Source organism: Actinacidiphila acididurans (genome assembly GCF_016918855.1).
GTDB lineage: Bacteria > Actinomycetota > Actinomycetes > Streptomycetales > Streptomycetaceae > Actinacidiphila > Actinacidiphila acididurans.
Genome location: NZ_JADKYB010000005.1, coordinates 16,750 through 40,876, shown reverse-complemented (window position 1 = coordinate 40,876; position 24,127 = coordinate 16,750). Strand labels below are relative to the sequence as shown.

Annotated in this window: 19 protein-coding genes; 8 read left to right on the top strand and 11 right to left on the bottom strand. The window is 72.3% G+C overall.

Annotated features, from left to right (window positions below; all coding sequences use genetic code 11):
* The first annotated feature begins 92 nt into the window (after positions 1–92).
* Positions 93–659 carry a CGNR zinc finger domain-containing protein gene (locus tag ITX44_RS10425; RefSeq protein ID WP_307795201.1) on the top strand — a complete coding sequence of 189 codons (567 nt, stop codon included), beginning with the start codon at positions 93–95 and terminating at the stop codon, positions 657–659.
* A 74-nt stretch (positions 660–733) separates the two neighbouring features.
* Here ITX44_RS10425 and ITX44_RS10420 read toward each other — a convergent pair whose 3' ends face one another.
* Entirely contained in the window at positions 734–1,561 is an 828-nt protein-coding gene (locus ITX44_RS10420) for a COG4705 family protein (RefSeq protein WP_205356827.1), read from the bottom strand.
* A gap of 207 nt (positions 1,562–1,768) precedes the next feature.
* A complete protein-coding gene (locus ITX44_RS10415) occupies positions 1,769–3,109 on the bottom strand; it encodes a UDP-glucose dehydrogenase family protein (RefSeq protein WP_205356826.1) in 1,341 nt (446 codons plus the stop codon).
* Between the two features lie 115 nt (positions 3,110–3,224).
* Between ITX44_RS10415 and ITX44_RS10410 the strand changes: the two genes are divergently transcribed.
* Both ITX44_RS10410 and ITX44_RS10405 read left to right on the top strand, forming a co-directional pair.
* Complete coding sequence (locus ITX44_RS10410; protein WP_205356825.1) at positions 3,225–4,562, top strand: LCP family protein; 1,338 nt, start codon at positions 3,225–3,227, stop codon at positions 4,560–4,562.
* A gap of 290 nt (positions 4,563–4,852) precedes the next feature.
* Positions 4,853–5,575, top strand: coding sequence for an LAETG motif-containing sortase-dependent surface protein (locus ITX44_RS10405; protein ID WP_205356824.1), 723 nt, complete (start codon positions 4,853–4,855; stop codon positions 5,573–5,575).
* Between the two features lie 172 nt (positions 5,576–5,747).
* On the opposite strand, the gene ITX44_RS10400 is transcribed toward ITX44_RS10405, so the two are convergent.
* Positions 5,748–6,980, bottom strand: coding sequence for an LCP family protein (locus tag ITX44_RS10400; protein ID WP_205356823.1), 1,233 nt, complete (start codon positions 6,978–6,980; stop codon positions 5,748–5,750).
* 276 nt (positions 6,981–7,256) lie between these two features.
* On the opposite strand from ITX44_RS10400, the gene ITX44_RS10395 reads away from it, so the two are divergent.
* Positions 7,257–7,724 (top strand): acyl-CoA thioesterase, encoded by a 468-nt coding sequence (locus tag ITX44_RS10395; protein ID WP_236060400.1) that lies wholly within the window; start codon positions 7,257–7,259, stop codon positions 7,722–7,724.
* Between the two features lie 51 nt (positions 7,725–7,775).
* Here the strand turns inward: ITX44_RS10395 and ITX44_RS40900 are convergent, their stop codons facing one another.
* On the bottom strand, positions 7,776–9,371 hold the full coding sequence (locus ITX44_RS40900) for an LCP family glycopolymer transferase (protein WP_307795200.1): 1,596 nt from the start codon (positions 9,369–9,371) through the stop codon (positions 7,776–7,778).
* A gap of 509 nt (positions 9,372–9,880) precedes the next feature.
* On the opposite strand from ITX44_RS40900, the gene ITX44_RS10380 reads away from it, so the two are divergent.
* Positions 9,881–10,993, top strand: coding sequence for a glycosyltransferase family 2 protein (locus tag ITX44_RS10380; protein WP_205356821.1), 1,113 nt, complete (start codon positions 9,881–9,883; stop codon positions 10,991–10,993).
* 38 nt (positions 10,994–11,031) lie between these two features.
* Here ITX44_RS10380 and ITX44_RS42135 read toward each other — a convergent pair whose 3' ends face one another.
* From ITX44_RS42135 to ITX44_RS10360, 4 genes are all read right to left on the bottom strand, one after another.
* Positions 11,032–12,732, bottom strand: coding sequence for an LCP family protein (locus ITX44_RS42135; RefSeq protein WP_307795199.1), 1,701 nt, complete (start codon positions 12,730–12,732; stop codon positions 11,032–11,034).
* Between the two features lie 108 nt (positions 12,733–12,840).
* Positions 12,841–14,637 carry an LCP family protein gene (locus ITX44_RS10370; RefSeq protein ID WP_205356820.1) on the bottom strand — a complete coding sequence of 599 codons (1,797 nt, stop codon included), beginning with the start codon at positions 14,635–14,637 and terminating at the stop codon, positions 12,841–12,843.
* A 52-nt stretch (positions 14,638–14,689) separates the two neighbouring features.
* Positions 14,690–15,964: an LCP family protein gene (locus tag ITX44_RS10365; RefSeq protein WP_205356819.1), complete on the bottom strand. Its 1,275-nt coding sequence runs from the start codon at positions 15,962–15,964 to the stop codon at positions 14,690–14,692.
* 355 nt (positions 15,965–16,319) lie between these two features.
* Positions 16,320–17,087: a TIGR03089 family protein gene (locus tag ITX44_RS10360; RefSeq protein WP_205356818.1), complete on the bottom strand. Its 768-nt coding sequence runs from the start codon at positions 17,085–17,087 to the stop codon at positions 16,320–16,322.
* 133 nt (positions 17,088–17,220) lie between these two features.
* Between ITX44_RS10360 and manB the strand changes: the two genes are divergently transcribed.
* Positions 17,221–18,438 (top strand): mannose-1-phosphate guanylyltransferase, encoded by a 1,218-nt coding sequence (gene manB, locus ITX44_RS10355; RefSeq protein WP_205356817.1) that lies wholly within the window; start codon positions 17,221–17,223, stop codon positions 18,436–18,438.
* Positions 18,439–18,816: 378 nt separating this feature from the next.
* Complete coding sequence (locus ITX44_RS10350) at positions 18,817–19,680, top strand: DNA-3-methyladenine glycosylase family protein (RefSeq protein WP_236060397.1); 864 nt, start codon at positions 18,817–18,819, stop codon at positions 19,678–19,680.
* Between the two features lie 214 nt (positions 19,681–19,894).
* On the opposite strand, the gene ITX44_RS10345 is transcribed toward ITX44_RS10350, so the two are convergent.
* From ITX44_RS10345 to ITX44_RS10335, 3 genes are read right to left on the bottom strand one after another with little or no spacing between them, the layout of a single operon-like run.
* Positions 19,895–21,277, bottom strand: coding sequence for a coenzyme F420-0:L-glutamate ligase (locus tag ITX44_RS10345; protein WP_205356816.1), 1,383 nt, complete (start codon positions 21,275–21,277; stop codon positions 19,895–19,897).
* A complete protein-coding gene (gene cofD / locus ITX44_RS10340) occupies positions 21,274–22,230 on the bottom strand; it encodes a 2-phospho-L-lactate transferase (protein WP_205356815.1) in 957 nt (318 codons plus the stop codon). The genes ITX44_RS10345 and cofD overlap by 4 nt, the downstream gene beginning before the upstream one ends.
* A gap of 49 nt (positions 22,231–22,279) precedes the next feature.
* On the bottom strand, positions 22,280–22,783 hold the full coding sequence (locus ITX44_RS10335; RefSeq protein WP_205356814.1) for a cysteine dioxygenase: 504 nt from the start codon (positions 22,781–22,783) through the stop codon (positions 22,280–22,282).
* Positions 22,784–23,596: 813 nt separating this feature from the next.
* On the opposite strand from ITX44_RS10335, the gene ITX44_RS10330 reads away from it, so the two are divergent.
* Positions 23,597–23,860 (top strand): WhiB family transcriptional regulator, encoded by a 264-nt coding sequence (locus tag ITX44_RS10330; RefSeq protein WP_031519519.1) that lies wholly within the window; start codon positions 23,597–23,599, stop codon positions 23,858–23,860.
* The last annotated feature ends 267 nt before the right edge of the window (positions 23,861–24,127 follow it).

Below are 24,127 nucleotides of genomic sequence, written 5' to 3'. Positions count from 1 at the left end.
ACCGCATGGGTGCTTGCGGGTGGTTACTGCTTGATGGTGTTCAAGCGGTAACTGTTACTCCATGATTGCGGGATAGAGGTAACGTGGCAAGAGTGGAGCAGCCGGGAGTACGTGAGCCGGCGCCGGAGGCGCTGCAGTTGGTGCAGGACCTGGTGAACACCGTGGACCTGGAGGCCGGCGCCGAGGAACTGCGGACGCCGGCGGAGCTGACGCGGTGGGTGCGCGGGCGCGGGCTGGTGGGCCGGGGTCTGGACGAGGACGCGCTGCGGGACGTACTCGCCCTGCGCGAGGCGCTGCGGGAGGTGTGCCTGGCCCACACGGGGACCGAGGTGCCGCCGGCCACCAGGGAGCGGCTGGCCGGGCTGCTGGAGCGCGGGCCGCTGCTGCTGGAGGTCGACGCGGAGGGAGCCGCGCGGATACGCCCGCAGCCCGGCCTGACGGGGGCGGCTGAGCTGGTCGCGCACACGGCCGCCGCCGTCGCGAGGGCCACCGTCGACGGCACCTGGCCCCGGCTGAAGGCGTGCGCGTCGGACACCTGCCGCTGGGTGTACTACGACCGCAGCCCGGCGGGCCGCAGTCGCTGGTGCACGATGGCGATCTGCGGCAGCCGGGCGAAGATGCGGACGTACCGGAAGAACAAGGGGGCGGCGACGGGCTGACCGGGCGGCCGAGCCGGACCTCCGATTACGAGGTAGAGCCGGCCGACAGGCAGGGCGGCCGGAAGCGGGAGGGGTCAGGCGCTGGTGGGGCGCTGGCGGGCGGCCAGGTAGCCGACCGCGGCCACGATGAGGACGGCGAGGGCGAGGCTGACCGGGCCGGTGCCCCAGCCGAGGCCGCCGCGGGAGCGGTTGACCCCCATCCAGTCGGCGAAGGAGGCGCCGAGCGGGCGGGTGAGGATGTAGGCCCACCAGAAGGTGGCGACGGCGTTCAGACCGAGCAGCCGGGCCACCGCGGGGACGGCGATGAGGAACGCGAAGAGCACGCCGGAGGAGAAGTAGCCCAGGTGGATGGAGGTGGCGGTGAGGTCACCGGTGGCGGTGCCCAGGGCGAAGGTGGTGAGGACGGTGGCCCAGTAGAAGCGTTCGCGGCGCTGGGTGCCGATGCTGTGGATCGAGAGGGTGCCCTCGCTGCGGTACCAGGTGATGAGCACCGCGGCCAGCAGCAGGGAGAAGAAGACGGTGGAGACGGCGTAGGGGATGCCGCCGATCACGTGGATCACGTCGGCGGCCATGGTGCCGAAGACACTGACCATGACGACGGCGAACCAGTAGATCCAGGGCGAGTAGCGGCGGGCCCGCAGTTGCAGCCGCAGGGCTACGACCAGGCCGATCAGGCCGATGAAGCCGGCCACCGCAGGGTTGAGGGAATGGCCGAGGAAGTCCGAGGTGGTCTCGCCCATGCCGGTGGTGAGGACCTTGGTCACCCAGAACCCGGCGGTGATCGCCACCGGCACCTTGGACAGTGCCTGGCCGGTGCCCTCGGTGCGACGGTGCCGGGTCGGGCCGGCGGGCGCGGCCCATTGCGGGGACTGAGTCGCGCTCCCGTATCCGGTCTGCTCCATCGGTTTCTGCCGCCCCTTCCGGCGCATCGAGCGCCGAGTCCGCGCTTCGACTGACTACAGGAATGTAGACGCGCCGGGCGGGCCGCCGCGAATCGGGACGAGCGGCATGACCAGAGCTTTACGAGGAGCGGTTGCGGCGTTTACCCGGCCGGGCAGGCTCGGGCCGCCCCGACCCGGGCGGGGCGCGGTGCCGCGTGGGGACGGCGGTCAGGCCGAGGGGCGGCCCATGGCGCGGTAGGTCCAGCCGGCCTTGCGCCAGAGGGTTGGGTCCAGGGCGTTGCGGCCGTCCAGGATGCTGCGCTGCCGGGTGACCTCGGCCAGGGCCGCCGGGTCGAGTTCGCGGAACTGCCGCCATTCGGTCAGGTGCAGTACGACGTCGGCGCCGCGGACCGCGTCCAGGGCGGTCGGGGCGTAGCCGAGGGTGGGGAAGAGGCGGCGGGCGTTGTCCATGCCCTTGGGGTCGTACACGGTGACCTGGCCGCCCTGGAGCTGGATCTGCCCGGCGACGTTGAGGGCGGGGGAGTCGCGGACGTCGTCGGAGTCCGGCTTGAAGGTGGCGCCCAGCACCGCGATGCGCCGGCCGAGGAAGCCGCCGCCGACCGCGTCGCGGGCCATCTCCACCATGTGGGTGCGCCGCCGCATGTTGACCGAGTCGACCTCGCGCAGGAAGGTCAGCGCCTGGTCGGCGCCGAGCTCACCGGCCCGGGCCATGAAGGCGCGGATGTCCTTGGGCAGGCAGCCGCCGCCGAAGCCGATGCCTGCCCGCAGGAACTTGTGGCCGATCCGGTCGTCGTAGCCGATGGCCTCGGCGAGCTTGGCCACGTCGCCGCCGGCCGCCTCGCTGACCTCGGCCATCGCGTTGATGAAGGAGATCTTGGTGGCGAGGAAGGCGTTGGCGGCCGTCTTGACCAGCTCGGCGGTCGGGTAGTCGGTGACGACGAAGGGGGTGCCTTCGGCTATCGGCCCGGCGTAGACCTCCCGCAGCAGGGTCTCGGCGCGTTCGCCGCTGACGCCGACCACGATCCGGTCCGGGTGGAGGGTGTCCTCGACCGCGAAGCCCTCGCGCAGGAACTCCGGGTTCCAGGCGAGTTCCGCGCCCTCACCGACCGGCGCCAGCTCGCGCAGCACCCCCGCGAGCCGGGACGCGCTGCCCACCGGCACGGTCGACTTGCCCACCACCAGCGCCGGCCGCTTCAGGTGCGGGGCCAGCAGCGAGAAGGCGCTGTCGACGTAGCTCATGTCGCACGCGTACTCGCCGTGCTTCTGCGGGGTGTTCACGCACACGAAGTGCACGTCGCCGAACTCGCCGATCTCCTCCCAGGAGCTGGTGAAGCGCAGCCGGCCGCTGGAGTCCGGCAGTCCCGCCACGTGGCGGGACAGCAGTTCCTCCAGGCCCGGCTCGTACATCGGCACCCTGCCCTGCTGGAGCATCTCGATCTTGCCGCGGTCGATGTCCAGGCCGAGCACGTCGAACCCCAGCTCCGCCATGGCGGCGGCGTGGGTGGCACCGAGGTAGCCGGTGCCGATGACGGTGAGCTTCAGAGGCATGGGCCAGAGCATAGTCCGCATGCACTGCTCCAAATCAGGGGTGGCGATGTCCCCGCAGGTCCACAATGCGTGCATACATCTATGGGGTGGGCTATGGGGTGGGGGTCGGTCGGCCATGGGCGGCGGCATCGGTGGACGAGCGGACGCAGGCGGCATACGCCCGGACGACGACGCTGAGGGTACGGGGGACGGCGCCACCCCACCCGGGCCCCCGGCGGCGCCCGCCCAGGACTCCAGCCTCCTCGACGACCTGCTGGCCGGCGCCCGGCACGCAGCGGACGCGGACGACGTACGGGACGGCGTACGCGACCACTCGGACACAGAGGACATAGGAGAGGACACAGAGGACACAGAAGAAGAGGACGGCGAGGGGCCGGCGGAACCGGGGGAGCCCGGGGAGAAGGGGCGGCCGGACCGGGCGGCGCGGCGGCGGCGCCGTACCCGCCGGGTGCTCTACGTCACCCTCGGCCTGTTGTGCGCCGCCGCGCTGCTGGTCGCCGGCACCGCCTACTGGGCGTACGAGCACTACACCGGCCGGGTGCAGCGCATCGCCAACGTCTTCCCCACCAATGTGCCGCCGGCCGCGCTGCCCCCGCCGTCCAAGGGCGGCGAGACCTTCCTGCTGGTCGGCCTGGACTCCCGGTCCGACCTGCCGACCACCGGGAAGGACGCGCGGGCCCCGGAATGGAAGCCCGGCGCCCAGCGCAGCGACACGATGATGCTGGTGCACCTGCCGGCCGACCACAAGCACGTCTATGTCGTCTCGCTGCCCCGCGACTCCTGGGTGAGCATCCCCGGCCACGGCAGCGCCAAGCTGAACGCCGCCTTCTCCTGGGGCGGCCCGCCCCTGCTCATCGACACGATCCAGCGGCTGACCAAGGTGAACATCGACCACCTCGCCGTCATCGACTGGAGCGGCTTCAAGAAGCTGACCGACGCGGTCGGCGGCGTGGACATCACCGTCGACAAGACCGTGCCCCGCCGCAACGGCCCCGGCGGCGTGTGGACGGCCGGCACCCATCACATGAACGGCTCCGAGGCGCTTGACTACGTCCGCGAGCGCTACGGGCTCCCGCGCGGCGACCTCGACCGTACCCACCGCCAGCAGAACTTCCTGCGCGCCGTGCTGTCCAAGCTGCTGTCCGGCGGCACCTTCAGCAACCCGCTCAAGCTCAAGCGCGCCCTGGACCAGGTCACCTCGGTGGTCAGCGTGGACGACCGGCTGTCCAACGCCGACCTGCGCGACCTGGTGTGGAACATGCGCCATGTCCGCTCCTCCGACATGGTCTTCATGAACGCGCCCGTCGCCGGCTTCGACACGATCCAGAAGCAGTCCGTCGTCCTGCTCGACCCCAACGGCACCTCCGCGCTCTGGGAGGCGATGCGCAACGACACGATGGATCAGTACGTCGCCACCAACACGCTCGACAAGCTCGGCGACCGAGTGTCCTGATCCGGTAACAGTTCCCCCGGGCCGCCGTTACCCCGCGCGGCCCCCGGGAAACGTCCCGGATGCCCCTCCTTGCCCACCCACCCCGCGCAAATCGGCCACGCTGTGACCACTGATGAATGATCGACACCGCGTCCTGACGTGTCGTGACGCGACCGAATTGGCGTCGTTTTGCAGCCAATTGACAAGCCGTTGCGGCAGCTTGTAGAGGTGTGTGAGCCAATCGGCGGATCGACGGGGGTCACCGCCGCCCGGCACTCCACGCTTCTGCTCCGATCCCGCGAAGGGAAGACGTGTCCATAAACCGACGTACCGCTATTGCGGTGCGCTCCATCGGCGTCGCCTCCGCCGCAGCCGCGCTTGCGGTCGGCGTTGCAGGCAACGCGTTCGCGTGCAACATCGGTGACTTCAGCTCCACGCTGACCTGCGACCAGCAGACCGGCAAGGGCACCCTGGTCGTGCACGACACCGACGGGACCCGCCCCGTCAGCATCACCGTCAAGTCCGGCGGCACCGACGTCCTGCCCACCGCCACGTGGAAGGACCAGGGCGACTACACCGTCTCGGTCCCGTGGACGCAGGGTGCCATGTACGAGGTGTACGTCGAGGTTCCGGGCTTCTTCAAGAGCGCGCCCGTGACCAAGGGCGACCTCACGGTCCCGGCCGAGTCCTGCGGCACCGAGACCGCGCCGCCCACCACCCCGGTGACCTCGCCCACCCCGTCGGACACCCCCACGGCAACGCCGTCGGCCACCCCGTCCGACTCGGCCTCGCCGACGCAGTCCGCCCCGGGCAGCGCGCCCTCCGCCACGCCGACCACCTCCGCGTCCTCGCCGGCCGCCGCGGTCGCCGACACCAACGCGCCCTCCCCGGCCGCCGGTGGCAGCTCCAACCTGGCCGAGACCGGTGGCGGCAGCAACACCGGGATGATCGCCGGCATCGCCGCGGTCCTGGTCGCCCTCGGTGGTGGCACCGTCTTCATGATGCGCCGCCGCAAGCCGGCCGCCCACAACTGACGCACAACTGACGCACGGCTGACCACGCCCGGCGGGCACCCGGTGCGTCACGCACCCGCCCACCACGCGAACGGCCCCGGTTTCCGCGGAACACTCCGCGGAAACCGGGGCCGTCGCCGTACAGCCGTGCACGTACAGGAAGCGCGGTACCGGGGGGACCCGGAAAGGCGCGTTACTTCGTCACCGTGACCTGCTGGTCGTTCTGCAGCTCGCCGAAGAGCGTCTTCGCCTTCGTCATGTCCCACTTCACGGCGTCGCCGTCGTTCGAGGTCATGTAGTTGGCGTTGGCTATGGGCACGGTGATCGAGTGGCCGCTGCCGCCCGAGATCCCCTTCATCGCCCAGAACATGTGGACCAGGTCCAGCAGACTCATCTTCTTGTCGACGATCAGCGTGTCCAGGCCGGAGCCGATGACCGGGTAGAGCTTGAACGGGTTGAGGACGGTGCTGGGCGACGCCGCCGAGTGCGCCAGGGTGGACAGGAACTTCTGCTGGTTGCGCATCCGGCCGAGGTCCTGGTCGGCCTCCTGGTGCCGCTGCCGGACGAAGGCCAGCGACTGCGCGCCGTTCAGCTTCTGGCAGCCCGCCTTGAAGTCCGCGCCGGACGCCTTGTCGTGCACCGCGTGGTCCAGGCACATGTTGACGCCGCCGAGCGCGTTCACCAGGTTGACGAACCCGGAGAAGCCGATCTCCGCGTAGTGGTCGATGTGTATGCCCGTGTTGTACTCGACGGTCCGCACCAGCAGCTGCGGACCGCCGTCGGAGTAGGCGCGGTTGAGCTTGTGCGTGGAGGCCGCGTACCGCTTGTGCGTCTGCTGGCCGGTGAACGCCGGAATGGTGACGTACGAGTCGCGCGGCAGGCTCATCATCGTGGTGCCGCCGCTGCCGGTGTGCAGGATCATCATCGAGTCGGTGCGCTGGCCCTGCGCGGCACCGGTGTGCAGCTTCTTCTCGTCGGCGGAGGTCAGGCCCTCGCGGCTGTCGGAGCCGACGATCAGATAATTGGTGCCCTTGCCGGCCGGCATCTGGTCGTGGCCCTCGACCTGGCTCAGGTCTACCTCGCGGCGGACCTTGGAGTCGGCCCAGAAATACGTGGAGACGGACACCACGAGCAGCACCACCACCAGGCCGAGCACGGAGTACCCGATCTTCTTGCGGGTGCTCCAGCGCCTGCGCCCCGGCCCGCTGCCGGGACCACCGGGCGTGGGCGGGCCGTACGGGCCACCGGGAGCTCCGCCCGGCCCCGTTGCCTGTCCGGGGATCGGTACCTGGCCCGGGCCCGCCTGGCGGGTGGGCTGCGGCGGGACCCCGCCGTGGGCGGCGGCGGCCCGGCGCGGCGACAGTTCAGGGGGCAGCTGCGGCTCCACCAGCCGGCGCCGCTCGGTGTCATCGCTCCAACCGTTCATGCCCGCCAGTCTGCCCGCCGCGGCCGTGCGACCTGCAATCCGAGGCCGTTCTGTAGCAGAGCCGATGCATAGCGGAGGAGGTGGCGGCCGTTTCGTGACGGACCTGTGGACGGACATACAGTGGGTGTCATGATCGAGTCATCCGCCACCCCCGAAAACCGGGGCATCCCGGACTCCCCGGGTACGTCGGCCGGCACGGAACCGCTGGAGACCCCGGCCGTTCCCGTCGTGCCGGACAAGCCCACCGCCGCGTCCCGCATCACCCTCTCCCACATCATGTCCGCGCACGACACGAACCTGCTGGGCACGGTGCACGGCGGCGTGGTGATGAAACTCGTCGACGACGCGGCCGGCGCGGTCGCCGGGCGGCACTCGGAGGGGCCGGCGGTCACCGGCGCGATGGACGAGATGGCGTTCCTCGAACCGGTCCGGGTGGGTGACCTGCTGCACGTCAAGGCCCAGGTGAACTGGACCGGCACCACCTCGATGGAGGTGGGGGTACGGGTGATGGCCGAGCGCTGGAACGAGTCCGGGCCCGCGACGCACGTGGCCAGCGCCTACCTGGTCTTCGTCGCCGTCGACGCCGAGGGCAAGCCGCGGCCGGTGCCGCAGGTGGTCCCGAAGACCGACCGCGACCGGCGCAGGTTGCAGGAGGCGCAGATCCGGCGCACCCACCGGCTCGCCCGCCGCCGCGCCATCGTGGAACTGCGCAGGCAGCGGGCCGCGGAGGGGCTGGGGGACTGACGCCGACGGACGGCCGGTCACCCGGCGGAACCCGTACGGAACGTCCGCGCCTCAGCCGCAGCTCACCTCCTGGTCCCCGCTCACCGGGATCCCGGCGGGCGTCGCGACAGCGCCGACGGCCGTGACAGGAGTGACCCGAGTGAAGTCCGAGCCCAATGTGACGTTCATCACCGGCCCTTGGCCCGGAGCCGCCACCAACTGCGCGCCCGGCAGCGCGGCGGCCAGCGACCGTGCGGAACGGTCCCAGCGCGGGTCGTAACGGATCAGCGTCCGCTGCGTACGCTGCGCCGAGTTGGCCGGCAGGCCCGGCGTGACGAAGCCGGACGCGGCGAACTGCCGTTGCGCGGTGGCCGCCAGGCCACTGGTGTCGGTGCCGTTCTCGACGACGACCCGCACCTGGGCCGGAGGAACGTCCACATGGACCGGGGCGGCCGCCGTACCGGCGCCCGGCTCGGCGATGTCCGGCGGGACGGATGTGCCCACCGGCGGGCGGCCGGACGACGGACCCGGCGCCGTACCGGAGGGCGAACCGGCCGCCGGGCCAAGGGACGGCCCCGCCGGGCCGACGGACGGATCCGCGGGCGGCGCGGATGCGGCACCCGGCCGCGTGGACGGCGCACCCGGTACGTCCGCGCCCCCCGGCTGCCGCACCGCGAGCGGTTGGTCCGCGCGGATCGAGGTCCACAGCCGCCCGGCCTGCTGCCGGTCCCACTTCACGGTCGAGCCGATCCCGGGCACGTGGTAGGCGACAGCGCTCAGCGGCACCTGCACGAACTCCGAGGAGCCCGGCGAGAAGCCCTTCATTGCCTCGGCGAGCCCGATCAGGTCGGCGGCCCCGAGCCCATGGTCGGCCCGGACCGAACCGAGCACAGTGGTCGCGATCCGGCGCAGCTCCAGCGGGTTGCGCAGCGTGTTCCCGCTGGTGATCCGGTGGATGACCTCGGCAAGGAAGTGCTGCTGGCGCTGCATCCGGCCCAGGTCAGCCGCGCCGTCCACATGCCGGGACCGCACGTACTGCAACGCCTGCCCGCCGTTCAGCAGCGACGTGCCGGCCGGCAGCCGCAGCCCCGAGTACGGGTCCTTCAGCGCCTTCGGCGTGCACACCGGCACTCCGCCGATCACGTCCACCGTCTTCATGAAGCTGCCGAAGTCCACCTCGACGTAGTGGTCGATGTGGACCCCGGTCAACTGCTCCACCGCGTGCACGGTCAGCTTCGGCCCGCCGTCGGCGTACGCCTCGTTGAGCTTGGCCGGGTGGCTCGTGGCGATGGGGGTCGGTACGGGGGAGCCGGCGGTCGTACGGGCCCCTGTTCGCCGCCTGGCGGCTGCCGCGACCGCCGCCCGCGCGGGCCCCGGCAGCGTGACGTACGTGTCGCGCGGCAGGCTCACCACGGTCGCCCGCCGCCAGTCCCGCGACAGGTGTACCAGCATGATCGTGTCCGTGCAGTGACAGGCCACGCCGCCCAGGTGGTATTTGTGGCGCTCGCCCGGTGCGATGCCGTCGCGGCTGTCCGTGCCCACCAGCAGGAAGTTGGTGCCTTTCGATCCGGCAGGCCGGCCCCGCATGCCGCCGAAGGCGTCGACCCTGGTGATCGCGTCGTCCACGCCGTTCATCAGGGAGTGGCCCAGGCCGCTCGCGGTGATCACCAGGAGGGCCAGGCCGCCGGCGATCCGCCGTCCCAGCCGGCGGCGCGGCCCGGTCCGCGGGCGGGAGCCGGGGGCGGGCCGGGGGTCGGGCCGGGGTGCCGGGCGCGGTCCGGAGCGGGGGTACGGAAGGCGCCCGCCGGTCTGCGGCGGGGGACCGTACGGCCCCACGTACGGCTGACGCGTGCCGGCCGGGGGACGAGGCGCTGGTGGCCGGGGCGCGGGGCGCTGCGGTCGGTCGGCCGGCGGGCGTCGTCTGGTGGGCGGCACGCGGGTGACCTCCGCTCGCGGGGACGGACCGGGATGGATCGGGACGGAACGGGATGAAGCTGGACAGTGTCGGGACTGGACCGGCTGGACCGGGACGGAGCCCGGGCCGGGGTACGACCAGGGCAGGGCCGGACCAGGATCCCGGGCAGGCCGGTGCAGACCCGTTCAGGCTAGGGACAAGTAGGACTGTCGGAGTTGACCCCACGCGCTGGTGTCCCCCGATGGCGGTAACGTTTGCCACGATGAACGCCGCATCCCACCCCGTGAACAGCGCCGCCGCCACCGCGAACCCGGCTGTCTCCGTGATCATGCCGGTGCTCAACGAGGAGCGTCACCTGCGCAACTCCGTCCGGCACATCCTGGATCAGGACTACCCGGGGGAGCTCGAAGTCGTCATCGCGCTCGGCCCGTCCAAGGACCGCACCGACGCGATCGCCGCGGAACTGGTCGCCGAGGACCCCCGGGTCCACACGGTGCCCAACCCGACCGGCCGCACCCCCGCTGCCCTGAACGCCGCCATCGCGGCCTCGCACCACCCCGTGGTGGTACGCGTCGACGGGCACGGCATGCTCTCCCCCGGCTACATCGCCACGGCCGTGCGCCTGCTGGCGGAGACCGGCGCGGCCAATGTCGGTGGCATCATGCACGCCGAGGGCGAGAACGACTGGGAGCACGCGGTCGCCGCCGCCATGACGTCGAAGATCGGCGTCGGCAACGCGGCCTTCCACACCGGCGGCGCCGCCGCCCCCGCCGAGACCGTCTACCTCGGCGTCTTCCGCCGCGAGGTGCTGGAGACGCAGGGCGGCTACAACGTTGAGTTCATCCGCGCCCAGGACTGGGAGCTCAACTACCGGATACGCGAGGCCGGTCATCTGATCTGGTTCTCGCCGGAGCTGAAGGTCTCCTACCGGCCGCGGCCCAGCGTGCGCACCCTGGCCAAGCAGTACAAGGACTACGGCCGCTGGCGCCGCGTGGTCACCCGCTACCACCGCGGCTCGGTCAACCTGCGCTACCTCGCGGCCCCCGTGGCGCTGGTGGCCAATGTCGCCGGCATCGTCGTCGGCGCCGCGCTGACGCCCTGGGCGCTGCTGGTGCCCGCCGCCTATGCGGCGGCGATCACCGTCGGCTCCCTGCCGGCCGGACGGGGTCTGCCGTTCGGCGCCCGGCTGCGGATTCCGCTCGCACTGGCCACCATGCACATGTGCTGGGGCTACGGCTTCCTCACCAGCCCCCGTTCGCTGGCCCGCAAGGTCATCGCCAGCCGCCGCCCGGCCGTGCTCACGGCCGGAGAACCGGCGGCCGGCGACGACGCGGCAAGCCGGCGGGAGACCAGCACCCAGCCGTCCCAGCGCTGACCGGCGCCCGGCCGTACGCCGTTCAGCCGTACTGCCGCTCAGCCGTCCCAGCGGTAGATCGGCTCCACGTCCATGCAGCCCTTGTCGTTGCCGTTCATCGCGTCCGCGTTGTCCGGCACGGTGCCCGCCTTGGGCAGCGTGGCGCCGTAATCCGTGCCCGTTTTCCAGTCCGCGCCTATGGTGACGGTTATCGCCTGCGCGGTGGTCGACGCCTTGACGCCGGTCACCGGGATTCCCAGCGCCTTGGCGACGGCAATGGCGTCGGATTTGCCCTGCGCGCCCCTGGTCGCCGGGTAGACCAGGGTGGTGCCCTGGCTGGGCGCGGCCTGCTTGCTCGCCGTCGCCTGGGTGAAGCCCGCGGTGTGCAGCGTCTGCGCGATGCCGCCGGCCCGGCCGGGGGTCGCCACCCCGGTGTCGGTGCCCGCCGTGCCGTTGACCACGGTGACCGGGATCACGGACGCGGCGCGGGCGGGCGGTCCGGCCGGGGCGGTGGTGGGGGCCGTCGTCGTGGGCGCGGTGGTTGTCGCCGTGCCGTTGGCCTTCATGGCGACGTCGTTGCGCAGCAGTGACCAGATCGTCGCCGCCTCCGGCGCCGGCAGGTAGTGCGCGTTCGGGGCCTGGGGGTCCGCCATGTGCGGCATGGTGAGCATGGTGATGCGGTCCGACGGCACCGTCTTGAGCTGCATGCCCAGGTCGTACAGCTTCTTCGGGGTGCCGATCTCGTCGGAGACCTCGAACGCCGACATCGCGGTGGTGGCGATGTGGTTCAGCCGGGCCGGGTTGCCGAACAGGTTCTGCGTGCGCAGGGTACGGATCAGCGAACTCATGTACATGTGCTGGGCCTTGGCCCGTCCGGCGTCGCTGCCGAACGCGTCCCGGGTGCGCAGCCACTGCAACGCCTGTTGATCCTTGATGACATGGGTGCCCGCGGTCAGCTTCAGGCCGGAGCCGCCGTGCTTGATGTACGCGGTCGGCCGGTCCCACACGCTGTTCTTGACGCACACCTCGACACCGCCGACCACGTCGGCCATCTTCACCACGCCCGCGAAGTCGATCATCAGCCAGTGGTCGATGTAGACGCCGGTGAGGTTCTGCACAGTGGCCAGGGTGCAGCCCGGACCGCCGCGCCCGAGCGAGGCGTTGATGATGTTGTTGGTGGGCGCGTAGACCTGCTTGGTCTTGGGGTCGGTGCACTCGGGTATGTCCACGCGGGTGTCGCGCGGGATGCTCACCACCGACATGTTGCTGCGGTCCGCCGACAGATGGGCGATCATGATGACGTCCGCCCGGGCGCCCTGACTGTCCGCCGCGCCGGCCAGCTTGACGTCGGCCGGGCTGTTCCGGGTGTCGGAGCCCAGGATCAGGATGTTCATCGCGGTGTCGCCCTGGGCGTCCGCCTTCGGCTTGGCCACGTTCGTCTTGCCGCTGACCCGCTCCCCCTTGCGGATCTTGCTCGCCAGGTACTCGTAGTAGCCGTACGCCGCCCCGGCCGTGCCCAGCACCCCCACCGCGGTGGCGATCGCCGTCCACTTCAGGAACCGGCGCCCCCTGCTCGCCTGTCTGCGGCCCTGTTTGCGGCGCGGTCCGCCGCGCCGGTGGCCACCGCCGCCTGTCCCCTCCGGCCGGCGCTGGGCGGGCACGGAGGGCGCGTCCGGCGGCACGGACGCGGCGTCCTCCCGATACGGGCCGGGATCGTACGTGCCGCCGTAACCGGTCCCGCCCATGCCCTCGTCGCGCACGCGACTCCCCTCCCCTGCCCCCCGCCGGCAACCCCTGTCGGTGGCCGTCGATCTTCAAGACGGTTCAGGGGCGTGCACAGTTGCACCGGCGCGGGGAAGGGGCGTGGATCAGCCTGCGCACGCCGTGCTGTCGGCCTGCGACTTCTGCACGCCCTTGGGCAGCGTGGTGGGTATGGCGATGGGGACGCCGGGGCGGGTGTAGTCCTTGCCCAGGGTGAGCGTCATGTATTGCAGCGGCTGGGCGTTCACCGTGCCCAGGTGCAGGGCGGAGGCGGGCAGCCCCATCATCGCCGCCAGGCTGCGGGCCTGGTCGGCCTGGTTGGGCGCGTAGTCCAGCACGGTGTGCGCGATGGGCGTGGGCGCGTTTCCGCCGTTGGCCGAGCGGTTGACGCCCTTGTCGTTCTGCAGCCAGTTGACCATGTCCTGGGCGGCGCCGAAAGTGCCGCTGCCATTGAGCACGGTGACCCGGGTGTCGTGGGGCGTCGCCTTCGGGCCGACCAGCCGCGGGTCGGGCTTGGCGGGCGCCTTGCCGACCGGGGACAGCGGTATGTCGTTCTTGATCATCGCCAGCACCTGCGGCGCCCGCGTCGGGTCGGGCACGACCGTGGCGTGCACCTTCTCGTTCGGGTTGTCCATCACCGGCAGCGTGGTGAACGTGATGTGCTTGGTGTCCACCTTGCCCAGGTCGTTCGCCAGGCTGTTCAGCTTGGTCACGCTGCCGATCGCGGTGTCCACGGTGAGCGCCTTGGTGGCGGCCTCCGCCAGCGTCCACAGCTTCTTCGGATTGCTCAGCGTGCCGCCGGACTTCATCCTGCGGATCAGCGCGCCGAGGAACGCCTGCTGCAGCTTGATCCGGTCCAGGTCGCTCTGGTTCTGCAGCGCGTGCCGGGTGCGCACGAACTCCAGCGCCTGCTCGCCCTCTATGGTGTGCGGCCCGGCGCTCAGGTTCAGGTGCGACTTGGGGTCCACCAGCGGGCGGTTGAGGCACACCGGCACCCCGCCGACCGCCGTGGACAGCGTCTTGACCGCCTCGAAGTTGACCATCATGAAGTGGTCCACCTGGATGCCGGTGAGCTGCTTGACGGTACGCATCGTGCAGCCGGGGTCGCGCCCGTCCTGTCCCAGGCTCTCGTTGAACTTCGGGTAGGTCAGGTGCTTGGGCGAGGCCGGGATCACCTTGATGCTGCCGTTCTTCTGCCGCGTCGGGCAGTCGGGGATCGAGGTGACGATGTCCCGCGGGATGCTCAGCACCGTGGCGTTGCTGCGGTCGGCCGAGACGTGGAACAGGATCGTGGTGTCCGCGTGGCCGATGCTGCCCGCGTCGCCGTACTTGTCGCCCAGGCCCTGCCGGCTGTCGGTGCCGATCACCAGGATGTTCATCGGACCGGAGTGGGTGACGCCCTTGCTGCCGGCGTCGCCCACGTCGACCGTGGTGATGTTGTTGTTGAAGTGCTGGTAGATCAGATAACCGGCCACCGAGGTCACCACGACCACGAAGCCCAGCGATCCCGCGGTCCACGCCAGGATCCGATTGCGCCGCGACATCCGCGGCTTGGCCTTGCGGCGGCTGGGCGGTCCGGCCGGTCCGCCGCGGGTCCCGCCCGGTCCGGCCGCTGCGGTGGTACGGGCCGCCCGCCGGCCCTGCGAACGCGCCGCTGCGCGCGCCTGGGCCCGGCCCCCGGTACGACTGCCGGGGATACGCGGGGTTTCCGTACCGGCGGGGTCGGCCGCCGGGGCTGCGGCGCCGGTCCCGGCGGTGTCGTGCGGCCTGCCCTGCGCGGGGACGCCGGGGGCCGGCGGCTGCGCCTGTTGCCCGGGATCCAGCCGCAATTGGTACGTGCCCGTCGCCGGATCGAGCACCCACTGGTCCGCCGGGTCGATCTCGCCACGGCCTTGCGCGTCCACGGTCCCTCGGGTCCTCCATCCGATCCGGGCTCGGCCGGACGCTCACATTAGCTCATCGTTCTTTGCCGCAGATGTCGCGGTTGGCCGTCGTCCCTCGATACGTGGGAGCGGCCGACGGCGTACCCGAAGGCGTATTCGCCTGCACGCCGGAAGACGTACTGGTGGGCGAACCAGTGGGGCTGGGGGAGTTGGACGAGGCGGAGGAGGTGGGGGAGGCGGACGGCGAACCCGTGGGCGTACCGGAGGCCGTGGGCGTACCGGATGCCGGGGAGCCGGGTGCTGCCGTACCGCCGGCAGCCGATGTCGCGGAGTCGCCGGTCACGTTCACCGGGAGGTCGTCGCGCAGTGCGGTGAACAGCTCGTCGGCGTCCGGCTGGACGAGCTGGTCGCGGTTGCGGTCCTGGACCCAGGGCTCCTCGGGGAGGGTGAGGAAGTGCACGGCGCCGGTGGGTATGCGCTGGATGCTGTGCGCGAGGCCGTACAGCTCGCTGAGCGAGTCCAGGCCCGGGTCGGCGGTGAGTGACGAAGTGGCCGCGTCCAGCACCGGGTAGAGCTTCATCGGGTTGAGCAGGACGCCGTTGCTGCGCACCTTCTTCAGCAGCGAGGCGAGGAAGTCCTGCTGACGGTCCATCCGTCCGGTGTCGCTGCCGTCGCCGATGCTGTAGCGGGCACGCACGTAGCCCAGCGCCTGCTCGCCGTCGAGCTTCTGCCGGCCGGCGGGCAGGTCGAGATGGGCCTTGGCGTCGTGCACCGGCTCGGTCAGGCATACGTCCACGCCGTCGACCGCGTTCACGATCCGCTTGAAGCCGGTGAAGTCCACGATCAGGTGATGGTCGATCCGCACCCCGGTCATGTCCTCCACCGCGCGGATCGTGCAGGCCGCACCGCCGCGTTCGAAGGCCCAGTTGAACTGCTCGAAGCGGGCCGGGACCGGCGAGCCGCCGGGGCTGGTGCAGCTCGGCACGTTCACCATCAGGTCGCGCGGGATGCTCATCGCGGTCGCACTGCGCCGGTCCGCCGCCAGGTGCAGCAGGATCGTGGTGTCCGAGCGCTGCGTGCCGGTGTCCTGGCCGTACTTCTCGTTGCCGTTGCCGCGGTTGTCCGAGCCGATGAGCAGGATGTTCTCGGCGCTGGTCGGCCCCTCGGCCGGGCGGTCCGACGCGTGCACCTTCAACTCGTTCTCGGTGACCGTGTCGGTGGTGATGTTCCCGTTGAGTCGCTGGTACAGGTACCAGGTGCCGCCGGCCAGGACCAGCACCAGCAACGCGGTGACCCCGGCCAGGATGCGCAGCCACCGGAACCGGCGCCGGGGAGGTACGGGAGGCATGTCCGGCGCCGGTTCCGGTGGCTGCGGAGACGTTTCGGCTGCCGTATCGGCCTCTGCCGGCGCGGCCGTTCCGGAGGTGTCATCGGTCGAAGCGGCCGCAGCCCCCTGCTCCGGATCGTTGCGCTCAGGCCCGTCCTGCTCAGGCTCCGCCGGCGTCGTCACGTCGCTGCCCGTCCCCCCGAAGGTCACCGGTCCCCGGGGAGGGCGCCGGCGCGGCCGGGCCCGAATGCCCGTCCGGCACTCGATCAGACTGTCGAAGACGGCCGTTGGTTGCCTGAGCAGGCGAAACGTCCTGTTACGTTCTGTTACGTTTGTGCATTGCCGGGCCGGTGTCGCGCGGCCGGGAAAGCCGGGGTCAGGCCCGGTGCGTGACGCGTTCGGCGGCGACGCGGTTGTCGAGCTGATCGGCCGGCAGCTTGTCCAGGTGCCGACACAGCACCACGGACGCACCGGCGGCCAGCGGTGCCAGCAGGCCCGCTGCCAGGCCTTCCCAGTCGTCGAACGCCAGCCCGGACAGCAGCCGGGCGCCCCGCTCCAGGCCGAGCGCGCCGGCCGATCGCCGGGCCCGGGCCACCACTTCGGCGGCGTCCAGCACCTCGCCGGCCAGTTCCAGCGCGGGGGTGCGCGGCCCGACGGGCGTATACGGAACGAACCTGTCGCCCTGCGTCGGAACCTCGACCGCGTAGTCGGCGAACCCGGCCGGCGGGGTGGGGAACCGCCCGCCCAGCGGGCGCAGCGCCAGCGCCATCCGCTCCCCGCCGCAGGCCCGCGCCTGCTCCAGCGTGTCCGGCCCGCTCGCCACCAGGTCGGCGCCCGCCGGGTCGCCGCCGGGCACGGCCACCACCCCGGTGGAGAAGGCCGCCATCAGCCACACCGCGGTCTGCCAGTGGCCCGGCAGCAGCAGCGCGAGCCGGTCGCCGGGCTGCGCACCCAGTTCGTTCTGGATCAGATTCGAGGTCTTGGCCACCCAATTCGCAAAAGTAGCGACCGACAACTCAACCCGTTCCCCGGTTGCGTCGTCATAGAAAGTGATGAGCGGGCGACCGGGATCACCACGCAGCGCCTCGGCCAGCAGGGCCGTGGGCGTCTGGGCGGTTTCGGCGGAATCGGCAGGTGACGTCACGCCGTCAGGCTACCGGCCGCCGTCCGGCCGTCCCCCGCGCGGGGGACCCGGGGCGTGTTCCGGGCCGACGGGCAGTCAGTTGCCGGTAGACGCTGGTTCGTCGCGCTTTACGGCTTATGCCACTATCTTCCCCATGCGCGCACAGAGCCTGCCGACACTGAGCTTCCCGGCCCAGAGCGCCCGGGACGTCCGCCCCCGCGAGGACCGCGAGGACGGCGTCCAGGCCGAGGGCCGACCGGCTTCCACCGCCCGGCCCGAGCACCGGCCGGCGACCGAGGCGATCCTTCTGGTCGGCGGCAAAGGCACCAGACTACGGCCACTGACCGTGCACACGCCCAAACCGATGGTGCCCGCCGCGGGGGTCCCGTTCCTGACCCACCAGCTGGCCCGCGCCCGGGCCGCGGGCGTGGAGCATGTGGTGCTCGCCACGTCCTACCTGGCCGAGGTGTTCGAGCCCTATTTCGGCGACGGCTCAGAACTCGGGCTGCACCTGGAGTACGTCACCGAGACCGACCCGCTCGGCACCGGCGGCGCCATCCGCAATGTCGCCCACAAGCTGCACTCGGCGCCCGGCGACCCGGTGCTGGTCTTCAACGGCGACATCCTCACCGGCCTGGACATCCGCGCCCTGGTGGCGACCCACCGCAGCACCGGCGCCGACATCTCCCTGCACCTGACCGCGGTCGAGGACCCGCGCGCCTTCGGCCTGGTCCCCACGGATGCGACCGGCAGGGTCACCGCCTTCCTGGAGAAGCCGCAGACGCCCGAGGAGATCGTCACCGACCAGATCAACGCCGGCGCCTATGTCTTCACCCGTTCCGTCATCGACTCGATCCCGGCCGGCCGGCCGGTGTCGGTGGAGCGCGAGACCTTCCCCGACCTCCTCGCGGCCGGCGCCCACCTCCAGGGCATGGTCGACTCCACGTACTGGCTGGATCTGGGCACCCCGCAGGCGTTCGTGCGCGGCTCGGCCGACCTGGTGCTGGGCCGCGCCCCCTCGCCCGCGGTGCCCGGCCGGGGCGGCGAACACCTGGTGCTGCCCGGAGCCATGGTGGCGGAGGACGCCAAGCTGTCCGGCGGCAGCGCCGTCTCGTCGGGCGCCCGCGTCGACTCCGGTGCCCGGATCGAGGGCAGCGCGGTGCTGACCGGCGCGCACATCGAGTCCGGCGCGGTGATCAAGAACTCCCTGGTCGGCGAGGGCGCCCGGATCGGCGCCCGCACGATCCTCGACGGCGTCGTCGTCGGCGACCACGCGCACGTGGGCCCGGACAACGAACTGCTCACCGGGGTCCGCGTCTGGTGCGGCGCCCACGTCGAGGCAGGGTCGATCAGGTTCTCCTCCGATCAGTAGGGCGCGGCAGTAGGAGGCGGTTCGCTCCGGATACGGCGCCCTGGTCGGACCGTGGTTCGACGGCGGCCCGGCCGGTACGAGTGCGGGGCGATTCGTGGCCGGGCCCGTACGGCGGCCGGTACGGGGCCGGCTGCGGCCCGGGCGGCGCCGCGCGGGCGGCGACGGGAAGCGATCCGCAGCGCCGGAACGGGCGCGGGGCGATTCCGCGGACCGGCCTCGTACGGACGGTACGGGCCCGATATACCGGCTCGGGGCGCCGGAGCCGGGCTGCGGCGCCCCGGGTACCCTCGGCGGGTGCCTCCCATCCCCGCGAGCCGCATCGGCGGCACGGCTCCCGCGCTGTCGCGCACCTGGGTGCCCGACGGCCCGCTGGACGTGATGCTGACCGTGTCGCCGTTGCGCCGCGGCGGGGGCGACCCGTCCTTCCGGGTCACCCCCGACGGCGCGGTCTGGCGGGCCAGCCGTACGCCGCAGGGCCCGGCCACACTGCGGATCACCGGCAGCCCGGCGGCCCTCGAGGGGCACGCCTGGGGCCCGGGGGCGCAGTGGCTGCTCGACGCCATGCCGGGGCTTCTGGGCGCGGACGACGACCCGTCCGCGTTCGTGCCGCGCCACCGGCTGGTGCACGCCGCGCATCGGCGCCATCCCGGGCTGCGGCTGACCCGTACCGGGCTGGTGCTGGAGGCCCTGATCCCGTCGATTCTGGAGCAGAAGGTCACCACCACTGAGGCGTACCGCGCCTGGCGGCTGCTGCTGTTCCAGCACGGCGAACCCGCGCCCGGCCCGGCGCCCAGGATGCGGGTGATGCCCGACGTGCGCGGCTGGGCCCTGGTGCCGTCCTGGGACTGGCACTGCGCGGGCGTGGACGACAAGCGGGCCAGTACGGTCATGCGAGCGGTACGGGTCGGAGCGCGGCTGGACGCGCTGGCCGCCATGGACGCGGTCGAGGCCGCGCGGCGGCTGCAGACCCTGCCCGGCATCGGGCCGTGGACCGCCGCCGAGACCGTGCAGCGCAGCCATGGCGCCCCGGACGCGGTGACCGTCGGCGACCTCCACCTGCCGCACCGGATCGGCTACGCCCTCACCGGCGCCCGCCGCAGCGACGACGCCACCATGCTCGGCCTGCTCGCCCCCTACCCGGGCCAGCGGCACCGGGCGACCCGCCTGATCTGCCTCCAGTCCGCGGCCCCGCCCCGCCGCGGCCCCCGCCTGGCGCCGAACCCGCCGACCCGGCACGCGTAACCCCGGCGCTCAGGGTGCGCGGGACTTACCGGCCGGGGTACGCACAAAACCCCGCCTGTACGACGGCCCGTGGGCGATGCCCCCGCCTGCCGAACCTGCCGAACCTGCCGACCCGGCCCGCGTAGGCCCTGGCGCCCGGGTGCGCGGGCCTCACCGGGCGGGGTACGCCCAGAACTCCACCCCTACGCCCCGCTCTCGGGCCCGAATCCGCCGCCTAGCGCACGGCCACGAACTCCCCGGGGTCGCGCGGCGGGCGCGCGGTGGGCGGCGCGGCCGGGCGGCCGACGGCGACCGTGCCCATGGGGTCCCAGGACGCCGGCAGGTCCAGCACCTCGCGCACCACGTCCCGGCAGAACATGGTGGAGGACACCCAGGCCGAGCCGAGTTGTTCGCCGGCCAGCGCGATCAGCAGGTTCTGCACGCCCGCGCCCATGGCGACGACGAACATCTCGCGCTCGGCCGCGCCCCGGCGTTGGTCCGGGTACGGGTGCGCCCCGTCCGCGACCAGGCAGGGCACCACCAGATAGGGCGCCTTGCGCAGCACGTCGCCGCGCCGCAGCCGCTTGGCGATGCTCTCCTCGGAGAAGCCGTCGGCGCGCAGGTCCGCCGCCCAGGCGTCGCGCATGGCGTCCAGCAGCCGTACCCGCGTCTGCGGCGACTCCACCAGGACGAAGCGCCATGGCGTCGTGTGGTGCGGCGCGGGCGCGGTCACCGCGAGCGCGACCGCCCTGCGGACGGCCTCCGGATCGACCGGCTCGTCGGTGAACTCCCGTACGGTGCGCCGCAGCGCCACCGCCTCCCGTACCGCCTCGGAGGTGCCGAGCCGGAACATGTCGTCGGCGGCCCGCCGTACCAGCGCCCTGGCGCCCGGGTCGGCGGCGTCGGGGTCCGCGGCGTTTTCCGCGTCCTGGGACGCGGGAATGCCGTCGTTCGGGTCCGTCACCCGCGGCCGGGCGGCGGTCAGCACCAGCGAGCCCAGGCCCCGTACCACCGCGACCGGCAGTCCGGACGCCTTGCCCTTCACCAGGTCGCCGGCGGCGGCCAGTTCGTCGGCGAGGGCGGTCACGGTGGCGTTCAGCTCATTGCCGTGGGTGTCCTGGCCGCCCCTCAGGTCCTCCAGCACGCGCACCCCGGCGGCGCCGATCGCGACGTCGGTCAGGCCCTCCCGCCAGGGGCGGCCGAAGGTGTCGGTGACCAGGACGCCGACCCGTACCCCGAGGGCGTCGCGCAGGCCGTCGCGGATCCGCCGGGCCGAGGCGTCGGAGTCCTCGGGCAGCAGCAGGACGGTGCCGGCCGGGGTGTTGGAGGCGTCCACGCCGGCCGCGGCCATCACGAAGCCGTGCCGGGTCTCCACGATCCGGGTCCGGCCGCGCCGGGCGACCAGCCGTACCGTCTCGGCGTCTATGGCGGCCTCGCGGTCGTCGGCGCGCACCAGCCGGCCCTCCGCCTTGCTGACCACCTTGGAGGTGACCAGCAGCACGTCCCCGTCGGCGAGTTCGACTCCGGTGGCGGCGATCAGCTTGGCCAGGTCCGCGCCGGGCGCCACCTCGCCGATGCCGGGGACGGCGAACACCTCGTAGCGCGGCGCCGCGCTCATGCCCGTACCTCCTCGGCCAGCGTCAGCGCCTCGCGGGCCATCCGGGTGGTGGCGTCGAGGTCCGCCATGAGCAGCGGCACCGCACGGCAGCGGATGCCGGCCGCCTCGACCTCCTCGACCGCGCCGGCGTCCACGGTGTCCACCAGCCAGCCGTCCAGCAGCCCGGAGCCGTAGTGCGCGGCCACCGCGGCGGCGGTGGACTCCACGCCCACGGCCGCGAGCACCTTGTCGGCCATGCCGCGCACCGGCGAGCCGCCGATGATCGGCGACAGGCCCACCACCGGCACCCCGGCCTCGGCGATGGCCTCCCGGACGCCGGGCACCGCCAGGATGGTGCCGACGCTGACCACCGGGTTGGACGGCGGGAAGAGGATCACGTCGGCCTCGGCGATCGCCTCCAGCACCCCGGGCGCGGGCTTGGCGCCCTCGGCGCCGACCGGCACCACCGCGTGGGCCGGCACCGAGGCGCGCAGCCGCACCCAGTACTCCTGGAAGTGCACCGCCTTGCGCGTGCCGTCCAGCTCCACCAGGACGTGCGTCTCGACCCGGTCGTCCGACATCGGGATCAGCCGCACCCCGGGCTTCCAGCGGGCGCACAGCGCCTCGGTGACGGCGCTGAGCGGATAACCGGCGCCCAGCATCTGGGTACGGACGATGTGGGTGGCGAAGTCGCGGTCGCCCAGGCCGAACCACTCCGGCCCGACACCGTAGGCGGCCAGCTCCTCCTTGACGGCGAACGTCTCGTCGGCCCGGCCCCAGCCCTGCTCCTCGTGGATGCCGCCGCCGAGGGTGTACATGACGGTGTCGAGGTCCGGGCAGACCTTCAGCCCGAACAGATGAATGTCGTCTCCGGTGTTGCCGATGACGGTGATGTCCGCCGCCGGCTCCGCTGCCTTCAGGCCGCGCAGAAAGCGCGCCCCGCCGATTCCTCCGGCCAGAACCACGATTCGCATGGACCCCAGTCTGTCAGCCCGCCGCGGCGGCCCGGACGCTTCGGGACGGTTACCGGCCCGCGGGGGCCGCGCAGGCGCGCGGGCCGGCGGCGTACGGCGTCATCTCGGTCAGCCCCGGGAAGTACACGTGCAGGCTGACGGCGGGCTCCAGGGAGTCGTTGACCACCTCGTGCACATATCCGGGGGCGAAGGCGCGCTGCGTCCCGGGCACCAGGGAGCGGCGGGCCTCGCCGGCGGCGGTCAGGGCGCGCTCGTGCAACTCGCCGTCCAGTACGGTCAGCACACCGCAGGAGCCGCCGTGGTCGTGCAGGCCGGTGCCCTGGCCGGCCAGCCAGCTCAGCAGCCACACCTCGTAGCCGGGGCCGGTGCGCATCCGGGCGTACCAGCGGGTGGTGGCGTCGTAGCGCACCAGCGGGGCCCAGCTCGCCCGGTCGGCGGCGACGGCGCGCGCGAGCCCGGCGAATTCCGCGACCGTGGCGGGGTGTTGCGGCACCGGGGGGAGCAGGTGGGGCAGGGCGAGCGGGTCACCGGCGACAGAGATGTCGGAGTACATGGGTGGCGTGTTCCTCGTCAGGAGCGTGCATCGGATCGCGGGTCCCGGACCGGGCGGCGCAGAGGCGTCGGGAAAGCAGAGGCGTCGGGAAAGCAGAGGCGTCGGGAAAGCAGAGGCGTCGGGAAAGGTGACGCGCGGCGGCGCGACGGTCGCGGGGGAGCGGCGGCGCCGGGACCGAGCGGACCCGGCCGGGGGCTCTGCGGTTCAGCGACAGCGACAGGAACAACAACAACAGCGCGCGAGCAGGGCGCGGCGGGACTCGCGGTGGCGGGTCCGGGCGGGCGCGTGCGGCTCGGCGGTCATGCGGACCAGCAGACCCGGCGCGGTGGCCGGTTGTCAACTTCACGGCCGGCCCGCCGACGACGTTCACCTGATCCGGGAAGGTCGGGCACCGAAAGGTTTGCGCCACCAGTTATGGGGACAGGTGGTGCTGCATCCGTGCGGATCCCATGGAGATCGGCGGAAACCGTACCTGGTCCGGGAGTACCTGCCGCTTCGGTGGCGTTGTGCTTCCGTGACCGAACTGTGATCCACAACGCTTCGCCCGGCCGGGCGGAACGCGGCGCTCGGCCGCGGCGTCTGACGGAGTGTGGGCGGTGGACCAGCCGGGCCAGGGTCGGCGGATACGGGCTTTCGGGCCGATATCAACACTTTCCGTCACCCCTTGGTTCAGCGGAGTGAATAACGGGCTCAATAGCAGAACTCGGCTTGACTGGCCCGGATCGGCACACTTGTAATTTCACTCGTGTCGTTCAGCCGCACATGCATGGTGACGGCCGCATCACGGGGAAGCACGACAGACGAGGGGCGCGCATGACCGAGCAGTTCCAGCTGCTGCTGGCCGAAGAAGCGGACGAGGAACTCGGCTGGCAGGAGCGCGCGCTGTGTGCGCAGACCGACCCCGAGTCTTTCTTCCCCGAAAAGGGCGGTTCCACGCGCGAGGCGAAGAAGGTCTGCCTCGCCTGTGAAGTCCGCTCCGACTGCCTCGAATACGCCCTGGCCAACGACGAGCGCTTCGGCATCTGGGGCGGCCTGTCCGAGCGGGAGCGCCGCCGGCTGAAGAAGGGCGTGGTCTGACAGGACGTCGACCGTCGGTGACCCGGCGGTGGTTCGACGGCGGTCCGGCCGACCGCCCGGCGCACCCGCGCCCGCCCTGCTGAGGGCGCTGCCGACGGGTGTACCGGTGCCGGGCCGTCGTCGGCCCGCCCGCCCGCGTCGCCGGCGCGATCCGCCCCTGTTCGTCGCGTGCATCCGACTCGTCCCTGCTTGTACCTACTTGTCCCTGACTGTCCACAAGTTGTCCACAGACCCCGGCGGCCGGACGGGCGTGAGCCGTTAGTGTGG